This window comes from Bradyrhizobium xenonodulans (genome assembly GCF_027594865.1).
GTDB lineage: Bacteria > Pseudomonadota > Alphaproteobacteria > Rhizobiales > Xanthobacteraceae > Bradyrhizobium > Bradyrhizobium xenonodulans.
Map to the genome: position 1 here is coordinate 6549770 of NZ_CP089391.1, position 12799 is coordinate 6562568.

General features: G+C 63.0%; 13 protein-coding genes. 8 read left to right on the forward strand and 5 right to left on the reverse strand.

Translation table 11 applies throughout. The annotated features are described in order from the left end of the window. The first annotated feature begins 33 nt into the window (after positions 1-33). Entirely contained in the window at positions 34-357 is a 324-nt protein-coding gene (locus I3J27_RS31150; RefSeq protein ID WP_270162685.1) for a DoxX family protein, read from the forward strand. On the opposite strand, the gene I3J27_RS31155 is transcribed toward I3J27_RS31150, so the two are convergent. Next, on the reverse strand, positions 305-772 hold the full coding sequence (locus I3J27_RS31155; RefSeq protein ID WP_270162686.1) for a DoxX family protein: 468 nt from the start codon (positions 770-772) through the stop codon (positions 305-307). The two genes, I3J27_RS31150 and I3J27_RS31155, sit on opposite strands and share 53 nt — an antisense overlap. Positions 773-1240: 468 nt before the next feature. On the opposite strand from I3J27_RS31155, the gene I3J27_RS31160 reads away from it, so the two are divergent. Next, positions 1241-1534 carry a hypothetical protein gene (locus I3J27_RS31160; protein WP_270162687.1) on the forward strand — a complete coding sequence of 98 codons (294 nt, stop codon included), beginning with the start codon at positions 1241-1243 and terminating at the stop codon, positions 1532-1534. Positions 1535-1824: 290 nt separating this feature from the next. On the opposite strand, the gene I3J27_RS31165 is transcribed toward I3J27_RS31160, so the two are convergent. The 3 genes from I3J27_RS31165 to I3J27_RS31175 all read right to left on the reverse strand — a co-directional run bounded on the left by I3J27_RS31165 (position 1825) and on the right by I3J27_RS31175 (position 5098). Continuing rightward, positions 1825-2607: a helix-turn-helix transcriptional regulator gene (locus tag I3J27_RS31165; protein WP_270162688.1), complete on the reverse strand. Its 783-nt coding sequence runs from the start codon at positions 2605-2607 to the stop codon at positions 1825-1827. Positions 2608-3184: 577 nt separating this feature from the next. Next, the gene (locus I3J27_RS31170) at positions 3185-3679 is read right to left on the reverse strand and encodes a septal ring lytic transglycosylase RlpA family protein (protein WP_306417076.1); all 495 of its coding nucleotides are present in this window, start codon (positions 3677-3679) and stop codon (positions 3185-3187) included. A gap of 213 nt (positions 3680-3892) precedes the next feature. Beyond that, positions 3893-5098, reverse strand: a complete 1206-nt coding sequence (locus I3J27_RS31175; RefSeq protein ID WP_270162690.1) for an LLM class flavin-dependent oxidoreductase — start codon at positions 5096-5098, stop codon at positions 3893-3895. Positions 5099-5365: 267 nt separating this feature from the next. Between I3J27_RS31175 and napE the strand changes: the two genes are divergently transcribed. The 6 genes from napE to I3J27_RS31205 all read left to right on the forward strand — a co-directional run bounded on the left by napE (position 5366) and on the right by I3J27_RS31205 (position 10925). After that, the gene (napE, locus tag I3J27_RS31180) at positions 5366-5551 is read left to right on the forward strand and encodes a periplasmic nitrate reductase, NapE protein (RefSeq protein ID WP_027532529.1); all 186 of its coding nucleotides are present in this window, start codon (positions 5366-5368) and stop codon (positions 5549-5551) included. A gap of 26 nt (positions 5552-5577) precedes the next feature. Then, on the forward strand, positions 5578-5892 hold the full coding sequence (locus I3J27_RS31185; protein ID WP_270162691.1) for a chaperone NapD: 315 nt from the start codon (positions 5578-5580) through the stop codon (positions 5890-5892). Between the two features lie 17 nt (positions 5893-5909). Then, complete coding sequence (gene napA / locus I3J27_RS31190; RefSeq protein WP_270162692.1) at positions 5910-8423, forward strand: nitrate reductase catalytic subunit NapA; 2514 nt, start codon at positions 5910-5912, stop codon at positions 8421-8423. Further along, positions 8420-8890, forward strand: coding sequence for a nitrate reductase cytochrome c-type subunit (locus I3J27_RS31195; RefSeq protein WP_270162693.1), 471 nt, complete (start codon positions 8420-8422; stop codon positions 8888-8890). The genes napA and I3J27_RS31195 overlap by 4 nt, the downstream gene beginning before the upstream one ends. Continuing rightward, positions 8887-9540 (forward strand): NapC/NirT family cytochrome c, encoded by a 654-nt coding sequence (locus I3J27_RS31200; RefSeq protein ID WP_270162694.1) that lies wholly within the window; start codon positions 8887-8889, stop codon positions 9538-9540. The genes I3J27_RS31195 and I3J27_RS31200 overlap by 4 nt, the downstream gene beginning before the upstream one ends. Positions 9541-9809: 269 nt before the next feature. After that, complete coding sequence (locus I3J27_RS31205; RefSeq protein ID WP_270162695.1) at positions 9810-10925, forward strand: ATP-dependent DNA helicase; 1116 nt, start codon at positions 9810-9812, stop codon at positions 10923-10925. Positions 10926-11042: 117 nt separating this feature from the next. Here I3J27_RS31205 and I3J27_RS31210 read toward each other — a convergent pair whose 3' ends face one another. Further along, a complete protein-coding gene (locus I3J27_RS31210; RefSeq protein ID WP_270162696.1) occupies positions 11043-12728 on the reverse strand; it encodes a tetratricopeptide repeat protein in 1686 nt (561 codons plus the stop codon). Between the last annotated feature and the right edge of the window lie 71 nt (positions 12729-12799).

A 12799-nucleotide genomic window follows, 5' to 3' on the forward strand; every position in this document is an offset into this window, starting at 1 on the left:
TGCGGTTTCGCTCCGTTTGCAGGTGCATGTTGTTTGCTCCACAACGGGAATAGCGAAACCGGTGTGGTGTTACGTGAGCAATCTGCGCTGCTATCGCAGGAAGACGCCTACCTGAGATACTTTGCCGAATCGGTCGCCGCCGCTTGCCTCGCCATCGGATTGTTCACGCGGATCGCCGCCGCCATCGTCGGGATCGAGATGATCGTGATCGTGTTCCTATTCCAGTGGCAATTCGGATATTTTTGGACCAATCGTGGATATGAGTATGCATTGCTGTGGGCCGTGCTCTGTATCGCGGTTTTCTTCAAGGGCGGTGGCCGTTATTCGATCGACCGGCTGATCGGCCGCGAGTTTTGAGGCCGACGCCGCTCGCGCCTATTCCCGACCTGCGGCCGAGCATTGCATCGAGGCCGATTGGCCCTCCGCCAGCGACGGCAAGATAAAGGCAGCCGAAGCTAAGCACGATAGCCAGTCCGCCGTCATTGACTGCTGGGTAGAAACTATGCGGCAGATGCTCAAGGAAATATGCGAAAGCCATTTCTCCCGACAGGATAAAGGCCGCTAGCCGCGTCAGCAGGCCTAACATAAGCATGCCGCCGAGCACGAGTTCGAACATGCCTGCAACACCCCAGAGCGAGAACGGCGTGACATCCGCGAAGATCTCAACCGGCGGAAACTTGAACAGCTTCGCGACGCCGTAGTGGAAGAGAATGAGCCCGGCAATGAACCGGAATAGGCTCAACACGTAAGGCTTAAGGCGATCGGCATTCATCGCTCTGTCTCGTCAACATGCCCACGATGAAGAGCAGTCTATTTCAAGCCAATGTAATGACTTTGGATCACGTAAATCAGACAGGCTGTAGCTACCGCAGTTGCAATATAGCCCAGGCTGCTCGGCTGAAATATGAGGGTGAACGCCGTCCACACCGCAGCCAGCCCGAGAGAGGCACACGAGGAAATTATCTTTCCCCTATAGCGCAACCAAACACTGAGCACGATTGACCACCGGCTCCAAAATGGAACCGTAGCGTGGGACCAGCCGCTAAGCAAGGGTGGAGTCGATTTGGCCACCCGGTACCCATCCTCTGTCCGTGCTTTGATCACGCCACGAAGATCGCCTCGGTGTGAACTACTTCACCAATCACGATCGTGGAGGTGCACTATATCGAATTTTCAGGTGTTTCGTATTCGGGAGGTCGCAAATGACTCCTCGGCTCTAGGCCAATTTCGGGAAGTAATAATGTCCGATGTCAGACTGGCGAACACTCGATCAATTTCACCTTTCTCTTTGATAGTTGCTACCGTCGCGATGCTTGCCTGCGGCCTCTATGCCCTCTTGATCACAGGCCCCGCCATGCGTATTGCAGCGGCAGCGCAGCCGGCCCGGGAAATCAGCAACGAAAACACGGGATTTTGCGAGAAGTTCAGTGTGCGCGCAGGTACGCCCGACTTTCTCAAGTGCGCAGACGAATTGAGTTTGGTTCGGCAAAAGCAGACTGAGCGCGATGGTGCGGCAGAGGCGGGTATTTTGTAGTTGCTTCACTGCGTGACGGTTGTGAGAGCATTGGACGCTCTTGGCCGGGTAGTAGAGGGCAATACAACAGCTCCGTGCGCCGCGTGGCGACTCAACACAGCCGCGCGGAGCGTCACCGATAAGCGCTGCCACCAATAACCGACAACGCCTCGGGTCGGAAGCGGAGCACGCCTCAACATGGCGTTCTAGGCCGGCCGCGTCCGCTTCGGGGTCAAAAGGCGACGATCCCAGCCGACGGACTGTGTGTCCGCTTAGCTCTCGGAAGCAGATATCGCGGACTTCAAGTCCCGTCAGTTCAGCCCGCGCGGCCCCGCCAGCAGATCCAGCACGATTCCGAACAATTCATTCTGCGAGGAAATCCCAAGCCGCTCATAGGCGCGCTTGCGGTAGGTCAGCGTCGAATGCAGGCTGATGCCGAGTGTTTGCGAGATCGCTTCGGAGCTGAGACCGCGCAGGATATGGCGGCAGACTTGCTGCTCGCGCGGTGTGAGGTTGGCGAGCGGCGCGCGCGTTGCGAACAACGCGGCGAGGTTCTGGTCAGGCGTCGCGGCCTGCTGGAAATGACGTGCGACGCTGGCGCCGATCACGGGCGCGATAGCCTGAAGTCGCGCGCGCTCGATGTCACCAAAACGACCCTGGGACGTGATGCGGTAGAAATTGACATAGAAGCAGGTAGCGTCCGTCCAGATCGCGGTGGCGCATTTGTCGACAATGTCGGAGTCGTTGAAGAAGATTTTCCGGTAGCGCGCGCCGTACATGCGCGGCGCGAACGGGGGCAGCATGATCGGGGCGCTGGTCTCGGCTTCGAACAGTGCATCGCGGTTGGGATCGGATTCGTGGAACTGCCCGGCATAGGCCGCGCCGAGATCGGCGCCGATCGGGATGTTGCCGGCGTCGAGCAGGCAACGCGCCGCGCCCGTGCGCGTCAGCGCGAACACCATGCAATGGCCGACGCCGGCCTGCCGGCGCAGCGTGTCGATGAGGATGTTCGGGAAGTCGGGGCGGCCGATGGCGAGCACCGCGGGCGTGACATCGCCTGCCGCAAAGGCTGATATTGTCCCGTGGGGCCGCATCGTTGTCCTCCGCCTAACGTCTTTTGACGGAGGATAGCAGCAAGGGGCATTCACCGGAAGCCGGCGGGGACGGCGTACGCCGCTGGGTCGACTGATCCGATTCACCAGTCCAAGCCAACCTAGGTATGCCCCCTTCATACCCGTGCGCAATGGCGCCATCCGAGTGGCGGATGCTACCAATAAATCCAGAGTGAAAAGCAACGGAACCGGTCTTGCGAGCCGGCAGCTGCGGGGCAAGGTCGGCGGCGTAGTGCCCGCCGGCCTTTCTCGACCGAGCGGCGCATTGCCGCTCAATTGGTGTCTACAGTCACGCTTGGCCGCAGCGAGTACGCCATGAGAAACATCGCCGATCTCCTGATGCGGTTCTGGCAAGGGGCCCAGTCCACATCCCATACCGAGGTTGCGGCTATTGCCGAAAACCGAGATCGATCCAGCATGGCTGATTTTGTCCGGATCCTGCAGTCCTACGATCAAGTTCAGCACGGCAGGAGCTAGGGGCCGACCGCATCAGTCCTTGATACGATTGTTCGAGCAAACCATCGTCCGGGACGTGGACGACCTCTTTCGCGTCGGATGCTCACCCCACCGGCCCCGGTGTCCAATCGTCCCCTGAAAGTGGGCTGACTTTTACGTCCTCAATGACTCCGAGATCCAGGCTTGGATCGAAATGGCGCATGGTGCGCTCGTTGAAGTCGATGATGCGGCCGGGCCTGAGCGGTCCCACGTCATTGATCTTGACGATGACCTTCTTGCCGACGGCCTCGACCAGGGCATATTTCGGCCTCTCGCCAAATTGGACTCCACCAAACTTGCTGCGCAGACTCGTCTTGATGGCAGCCGCCCAGACGGAGGGATCATAACGCTCGCCCGAAGCTGTGCTCGGACCGCCCTCCTCCTTGCCGGGCTTGAACGGATTGTACATGGACGCAGCGCCGACGACTGCATGTCCGGAGGCGGCATCGACGGCGGCGCTTGAGTGAACTCCACGTGTTTCTCCACGAGCAACGGCAACAGAAACGGCAAGCGTGACCAGGGCGCCGCAAAGTGCGGCGCTCGAGCGGAACAGCATCATATCTCCTGTGATTTTTTCGTCGTCGGTTCCCGACACCGCAAACAGGCAAGCGAACGCGGCAGCGTTCATGAAGCTTGCACCGGATTTTTGCGGGTTCGCGCCAACCCCTCGGCTACGGAACCGTCGTGCGAACCAGAGTGGTTCCCACGCAGTGTTTTAAGTTGTCACCGACTAAGACAGAAATTGCGTCAGCAGCATGACTTGACGAACAGCCTATCCCACCGCCGCTTTGGCCGGCGGAACGTTGATCGCGAGCTTGCCGTAGCGGTCGGTGAACGCCTCGGTGTCGATCTCTTCCAGCTTGATCTCGCCGCTCATCACGCCTTGCTTCCAGGCCGCCTGCGCCGGATCGTTCTGGAATTCCGGCATCACCTCGCGGCCGAACAGTTCGAGCGATTCGCAGATGTGCTCGTGGCTGTTCTTGCCCGCTTGATTCAGCAGGATGACCTGGTCGATATGCGAGGACTGGAAGCGCTTCAGCTTCCTGCGGATCGTCTCGGGTGAGCCGATCAGGCCGCCGCGCAGCGCCGCCTCCTGCGCCTCGGGATTGTCGCGCTTCCACTTGTTGTACTCGTCCCACATGTTGACGGTGTAGGGCGCGGGACGCTGGCGGTTCTGCGAGGCGCCGTAGAAGCGTAGCGCGAACTGGAAGAAGGTGGCGCCGTCGGCGCGGGCACGCGCCTCTTCGTCGGTTTTGGCGCACATGAAGAACGACACCAGCGCCATGTTCGGGTTGATCTCGTAATCGGCGAGCTTGGCGAGACGCTTGGTCATCGCGTTGTAATAGGCGTGCACCCAGGCATGCGCAGCGTCGGCGCTGACGAACTGGAATCCGAGCGCGCCAAAGCCGTGGCGGCCGGCGCGCTCGATGGTCGGCAACTGCGAGCAGGCCATCCACAGCGGCGGATGCGGCTTTTGCACGGGCTTGGGCACGACATTGCGCAAGGGGATGTCGAAGTATTTGCCGTGATACTCGCTGCCCGCATCCTTGAACATCGGGAAGATCGCAGCGACCGCCTCCTCGAACACCTCCTTCTTGGTCTCCATGTCGCGGCCGAACGGCGTCAGCTCGGTGATCGAGGCGCTCTCCCCCATGCCGAATTCGCAGCGGCCGTTGGAGAGCAGATCGAGCACCGCGACCCGCTCGGCAACGCGCGCGGGATGGTTCGTCGTGAGCTGGAGGATGCCGTGACCGAGCCGGATGTTTTTGGTGCGCTGGCTCGCGGCCGCGAGGAAGGATTCCGGCGAGGGCGAGTGGGAATATTCCTCGAGGAAATGATGCTCGACCACCCAGGCGTGGTCGTAACCGAGCCTGTCGGCGAGCTCCATCTGCGAGAGCGCGTTCTGGTAGAGGGCGAGCTCGTCGCCGGCCACCCAGGGCCGTGGCAGTTGCAGCTCATAGAAGATGCCGAACTTCATGGCGTCGCTCTCCCGCTTATTCTTGTTGCGCTCATCTTAATGAGCGAGGCGGCGCTGTCTACGCAGTCGCAATTCCGCCATGCGGGAGAACAATTTCTCGACTGCAAATAGCAATGAAGGCCCGATTCCGGCGCGCACGACGGGGTGCGTCCAACTCGACAGGTTGATCCAGATCAACGCGTTAGCGGCCCTGCTGCATTTAAATTGGGACAAGGCAACGGCCCGGATGCCGTCCCGATTCCCCAGACCATTTCAGAGAGACCGAATATGTCGGCCCCTGACGACACGACGTCCCGCGTGCGCCGTAAGCGCATGGAGATTTTTGCGTTCCTGTTCCTGACCGCGGTCGTGATGCCCGTCCTCGCGGTCGGAACGGTCGGCTCCTACGGGCTCGGCGTCTGGATCTACCAGATGTTTGCCGGCCCTCCCGGCCCGCCGCCCTCCCCGCATTGATCCCCGACAAGCGAAAGACAGGCATCATGGCACACGCCACACTCAACCGCCGCGCATTGATCACCGGCCAGGTGCTCAGCACCGAGCGCATCATCTCCCCGCCCGGCTGCGAGATCGCCAGCATCATCGTGCAGGCGCGCCCGGAGCGCCTCGCCGAGCTGGAAGCGGCAATCACCGCCCTGCCCGGCTGCGAGATCCACGGCCGCGATCCGCGCGGCAAGCTCGTCGTCGTGACCGAAGCGCCGGATGCCGGCAGCCTCGGCACCATGCTCAACACCATCCAGTCGCTGCCGGACGTCTATTCCGCGGCGCTCGTCTTCCACGCCATCGAAACGGCTTAAGGGCCCGGAGAGCCATCATGACATCGCCAAAGCTCGACCGCCGCCAGATGCTGAAGCTGGAGGCTGCCGCGATCGCGGCGGCCGCCGCCGGCATGCCGCGACCTTCGCTCGCCGCCAACCTCGTCGCCGAACGCGAGACATCCGAATTGAAATGGGACAAGGCCGCCTGCCGCTTCTGCGGCACCGGCTGCTCGGTGATGGTCGCGACCAAGAACAACCGCGTCGTCGCCACCCACGGCGACATCAAGGCCGAGGTCAATCGCGGTCTCAACTGCGTCAAGGGCTACTTCCTCTCCAAGATCATGTACGGCCATGATCGCCTGACACAGCCGATGCTGCGCAAGACGAACGGCAAATACGACAAGAACGGCGAGTTCACGCCGATCAGCTGGACCGAAGCGTTCGACATCATGGAGCTGAAGTGGAAGGAGGCGTTCAAGAAACGCGGCCCGAACGGCGTCGCCATGTTCGGCTCCGGCCAGTGGACGATCTGGGAGGGCTATGCCGCCTCGAAGCTGTTCAAGGCCGGCTTCCGCACCAACAACATCGATCCCAATGCGCGGCACTGCATGGCCTCCGCCGTCGCCGGCATGATGCGCACCTTCGGCATCGACGAGCCGCCCGGCTGCTATGACGACATCGAGGCGACCGACGCCTTCGTGCTGTGGGGCTCCAACATGGCGGAGATGCACCCCATTCTGTGGACGCGCCTCGCCGACCGCCGGCTCTCCGCGCCGCATGTCCGCGTCGCCGTGCTCTCCACCTTCGAGCACCGCTCGTTCGACCTCGCCGACATCGGCATGGTGTTCAAGCCACAGACTGATCTCTACATCCTCAACGCCATCGCCAGCCACATCATCAAGACCGGCCGCGTCCACAAGGACTTCGTCGCCGCGCACACCGTGTTCCGGCGCGGCCAGACCGACATCGGCTACGGCCTGCGGCCCGAGCATCCGCTGCAGAAGAAGGCGACGGGCGCGGCGAAACCCAACGACTCCACCGACATGAGCTATGACGAGTTCGTCAAGTTCGTGTCCGAGTACACACTGGAGAAGGCAGCCGAGATGTCCGGCGTGCCGCTCAATCGCCTTGAGGCGCTCGCCGAGCTCTATGCCGATCCCAAGACCAAGGTGGTCTCGTTCTGGACCATGGGCTTCAACCAGCACACCCGCGGCGTCTGGTGCAACAACCTCGTCTACAACATCCATCTTCTGACCGGAAAGATCTCCTCGCCCGGCAACAGCCCGTTTTCGCTGACCGGCCAGCCTTCCGCGTGCGGCACCGCGCGCGAGGTCGGCACCTTCTCGCACCGCCTGCCCGCCGACATGGTCGTCACCAACAAGGCGCATCGCGATCACGCCGAGCATCTCTGGCTGCTGCCCGAAGGCACCATTCCCGACAAGAACGGCGCCCACGCCGTGCTGCAAAGCCGGATGCTGAAAGATGGCCTGATCAATGCCTATTGGGTGCAGGTCAACAACAACCTCCAGGCCGGTCCCAACGCCAACGAGGAGACCTATCCGGGCTTCCGCAATCCCGACAATTTCATCGTGGTCTCGGACGCCTATCCGTCGGTGACGGCGCTCGCCGCCGATCTGATCCTGCCGACCGCGATGTGGGTGGAGAAGGAAGGCGCCTATGGCAATGCCGAGCGGCGCACGCAATTCTGGCACCAGCTCGTCAACGCACCCGGCGAGGCCAAGTCCGATCTCTGGCAACTGATGGAATTCTCCAAGCGCTTCAAGATCGAGGAAGTCTGGCCGGAGGAGCTGATCGCCAAGAAGCCGGAGGTGCGCGGCAAGACGCTGTTCGACGTGCTCTACAAGAACGGCCAGGTCGACAAATTTCCGACCTCGGACATCGAGGAAGGCTATTCCAACGAGGAATCGAAGGCGTTCGGCTTCTACGTGCAGAAGGGCCTGTTCGAGGAATACGCCTCGTTCGGCCGCGGCCATGGCCACGACCTCGCGCCGTTCGACACCTATCACCGTGAGCGCGGCCTGCGCTGGCCGGTCGTCAACGGCCAGGAAACCAAATGGCGCTTCCGCGAGGGCAGCGACCCCTACGTCAAGCAGGGCACCGACGTGCAGTTCTACGGCCATCCGGATGGCAAGGCGCGCATATTCGCGCTGCCCTACGAGCCGCCGGCGGAATCGCCTGACGGCGAATACCCGTTCTGGCTCTCGACCGGCCGCGTGCTGGAGCACTGGCATTCCGGCACCATGACGCGCCGCGTGCCCGAGCTCTACAAGGCGTTCCCCGAGGCCGTGTGCTTCATGCATCCCGATGACGCGCAGGAGGCGAAGATCCGGCGCGGCGACGAGGTGAAGGTGGTCTCGCGCCGCGGCTTCATCCGCGCCCGCGTCGAGACGCGCGGCCGCGACCGGCCGCCGCGCGGCCTCGTGTTCGTGCCGTGGTTCGACGAATCCAAGCTGATCAACAAGGTGACGCTGGACGCCACCGATCCGATCTCGCTGCAGACCGACTACAAGAAATGCGCCGTGCGCATCGAGCGGGTGAACCTGTCATGATGAAACGATTTGGCATAGCCGTGCTCGCGGTCGCGATCGCCGCCGGCGCGAGCTCACTGACCGCGCAGACGGTGTCGTCAGGCCTGCGCGGCTCGACGCCGCTCAATGACGAGGGCCCGGCGCCGCCGATGCTGCCGAACCGCAACACCTCCGAGAAGGAGGTGCGCAACTATCCCGAGCAGCCGCCGGTGATCCCGCATACGATCGACGGCTACCAGATCGACCTCAACGGCAACAAATGCCTGTCCTGCCATGCGCGGGCGCGCACGGCTGAATCGCAGGCGCCGATGGTGTCGATCACGCATTTCATGGACCGCGACGGCCAGTTCCTGGGCTCGATATCGCCGCGCCGCTTCTTCTGCACGGAATGCCATGTGCCGCAGAACACCGCCAATCCGCCCGTCAGCAACGACTTCACCGACATCGACACGCTGCTGTCGCGCGCAAGCCCCGGTGGCCGCCGATGACGACGACCGCTGACGAGCCCAAAGCCAAGCGGGAGACGAAGCGCGGCTTCATCGCGCGAAGCTGGGCCTTCCTCGTCGAGCTCTGGCAGGTGCTGATCCGGCCGAGCTCGGTGTTCGGGCTCGGCGTGCTGGTGCTGGCCGGCTTTGCCGCCGGCGTGATCTTCTGGGGCGGCTTCAATACCGCGCTGGAAATCACCAACACCGAGAAGTTCTGCACCGGCTGCCACGAGATGAAGGACAACGTCTACGCCGAGCTGAAGTCGACCATCCACTTCTCCAACCGCTCCGGCGTGCGCGCGACCTGCCCGGACTGCCACGTGCCGCACAACTGGACCGACAAGATCGCGCGCAAGATGCAGGCCTCCAAGGAAGTCTGGGGCAAGATCTTCGGCACCATCGACACCCGCGAGAAATTTAGGGATCACCGGCTCGAGCTCGCCGCGCATGAATGGGCGCGCTTCAAGGCCAACGATTCGCTGGAATGCCGCAACTGCCACAGCGCCGATTCCATGGACATCACCAAGCAGTCGCCGCGGGCCTCGGTGGCGCATCAGCGCTTCCTGTTCACCAAGGAAAAGACCTGTATCGACTGCCACAAGGGCATCGCCCATCAATTGCCGGACATGCGCGGCGTTCCCGGCTGGCAGTAGGGTGATCTAGGCCTGAGCGAGCGCCTCGTCCTTCGAGACGCCCGCTGCGCGGGCTCCTCAGGATGAGGCCGGGCGGCACCTTTGCCTTGTCGATACTGCTGCCGCGCACTCCGTCCTCATCCTGAGGGCCCGCCAAAGGCGGGCGTCTCGAAGGATGGCCGCAGGGGAGCGGCCTTGAAATGCGATGGCCCTGAGCTTGAACCCTTGGGGCGAATGGTTAGTTTTGGGGATGGCGAATCGCTTCGTTTCGCCCCCTCCTCAAGACAGACATGGCCACTTTCACCCCGCATCAGGACGCCGCGCTCAAGGCCGTTGGCGACTGGCTCAAGGCAAAACCCGGCCGCAACGGCACGCCGCCGGTGTTCCGGCTGTTCGGCTTTGCCGGCACCGGCAAGACCACGCTGGCACGGCACATCGCCGAGGGCGTCGACGGCGAGGTGAAATTTGCCGCCTTCACCGGCAAGGCGGCCCTCGTCATGCGCAACAAGGGTTGCGACGAGGCCTCCACCATCCACTCGCTGATCTACCGCGCCCGCGAATCCGGCGAGGAGCAGCCGAGCTTCGAATTGTGGGACGACGCGCCCGCCTCGAAGGCCAAGCTGATCGTGATCGACGAATGCTCGATGGTCGACGCCGAACTGGGGCGCGACCTGATGTCGTTCGATTGCCCGCTGCTGGTGCTGGGTGATCCCGCCCAGTTGCCGCCGATCCAGGGCGGCGGCTTCTTCACCAATGTCGAGCCCGACGCGATGCTGACCGAGGTGCATCGCCAGGCCCAGGACGATCCGATCGTGCGGATGTCGATGGACGTGCGCGAAGGCCGCGAGCTCGACATCGGTCGCTACGGCGAGAGCGAGGTGGTGTCGCGGAAAGAGCTCGATCCTGATCGCGTCATGGGCGCCGACCAGGTCCTGGTCGGCCGCAACAACACGCGCCGCGCCTACAACATGCGGGTACGCCAGCGCCAGAACATCGAGGACGTCTTCCCGGTCGCCGGCGACAAGCTGGTGTGCCTGCGCAACAACCGCAAGAAGGGCCTGTTCAACGGCGGCCTGTGGCGCGTGAAATCGCGCAACGCCTCGCGCTCGAAATCGCGCATCCTCTCGATGCGGCTGTCGCCCGACGAGGACTTTGGCCACAAGGTGACGAAAGTCTCGGTCCGGGCCGATTGCTTCGAGGGCGGCGTCGAGGCGATCGCCTGGGAGCAGCGCAAGCCCTATGACGAGTTCGACTACGGCTACGTGCTGACCGTGCACAAATCACAGGGCTCGCAATGGGACGACGTCGTGTTGTTCGACGAGAGCTTTGCGTTTCAGGACAGCCGGGCGAGATGGCTCTACACGGGCATCACGCGCGCGGCGAAAAGATTGAGTATCGTGGTTTAATACTCCGCTGCCGTAGGGTGGGCAAAGCGAAGCGTGCCCACCATCTTTGGGATGCGGAGAGAGATCGTGGGCACGGCGCGTTGCGCCTTTGCCCACCCTACGGCACCGTCGTAGCCCTCACTTCCCCGCCACAAAATAAAAATCCTCGCGCCCCGGCGGCGAGCCATAGGTGAACGGCTGCTGCTCGCGCCTGGTCGCGGACCAGACGTCGTCGCGGATGATGTCGAACAACTTGCGGATCTCGACTTTCGGCACCTTGATCTCGCGGGCGAGTGCGGTGGCGAAGGGGCTGTCGGCGCCGCCGTCGCCGTCCATCGCGGTCTCGCCGTGCTTGGCGGCGTAGACCACCATGAAGCCGGCGCCGGGCTCGATGTTGGAAAAGCCCTTGTCGACCAGCTTGAGCGACAGCGTGCGCTGCATGGTCGGCGCGAACGGATTGTCGCGGCAGGCATCCAGCATCACCAGACGCACTTTGCGTGCAGCACCGACGGCTGCGATCACCTGCTCCAGCGCGACGGCTTGCGTCTCGGCGTCCCTGTCGGCGGCGAGCTTGGCATCGACGGGGACGAGATAATTCACGCCGCCGATCTCGAAACCATGGCCGGCGTAATAGACCACGGCCCAATCCGCCTTCTCCGCCTCGGCGGCAAACGTCTGCAACGCTTCGAAGAACTTGTCGCGGGTGAGGTCGCTGACGGAGATCACGGTCTGGAAGCCGACATCGCGCAGCACGTCTGCAATCAGTTTGGCGTCGCGCGGCGGGTTGGGCAGAGCGTGCACGTTCTTGTAGGCGCCGTTGCCGACCACGAGCGCGACCCGGCGCCCGGAGGAGCCGGCCGGCGCCTGCGGCGTCAGCGCGGCGAGCCGCTCCTGCGCGATGGCGCGGGCGCGCGCCACGTCGAACTCGTCGAACCTCGTCAGCGAATAGGCCGCCGCACGGTAGTCGGCGCGGGCCTGGGCGAGATCCTTCTTCCGCTCGTAGATCTGGCCGCGGCCGGAATGGGCGCGGACATTGTTCGGGTTGATCTGGATCGCGGTGTTGTAGTCCTTCAGTGCGGCGTCGAGATCGCCTTTCAGCATATAGACGTCGGCGCGATTGTTGATCGCGTAGACGTTTTTCGGCTGCTTTTCGATCAGGTCGCCACAGTCGGCAAAGGCCTGATCGAACTTGCCCATCAGGCCGTAGGTGATGCAGCGGTTGCTGGCGATCTGCGGCGCGGCCGGATCGATCTTCTCGGCCTCCGCGAAATCGGCGATGGCGCCGTCATAATCCTTCGTCAGCGTGCGCACGCGAGCCCGGTTGGTCCAGCCGAGCAGGAATTTGGGCGTGTATTTGATCGACAGGTTGAAATCGTCGAGCGCGCTTTGCAGCGCCCCCCTTCGGAGCTGGATGACACCGCGGTTGTTGTAGGGAACGCCGTAGGTCGGACGCTTCTGGAGCGCGAGGTTGTAGTCGGCCATCGCGAGATCGTCCTGGCCCGTGCGCTCATAGGCGAGGCCGCGGAGGTTGAGCGCGATGACATAGTCGGGATCGAGGTCGACGGCCATGGACAGGACTTCGATCGCGTGGACGTAGTCGCGCTTGTTGATCAGCGTGTTGCCGCGCGACGAGAGCGCGATGCTCTTGTCCTTGCCGGTGACCTTATCGGCGTTCAGCAGATTGTCGCAGGCCGTCGCGCGGGCCTGGACCTCCGCCTGGCGGTCGCGGCAAATGGCGAGGTCGTCGCCGGCTTGCGGCGCGGCCGCGGCGATCGCGGCGCCCGAGATCAGGATGGCGAGGGTCAGGGGAATGACGCGCAGCATGTTGTCAGGTCGGCTCCAGCCACCACATTTTTATGTCGATCACCGATCGCGCGGGTTCATCTAGCGCGGAG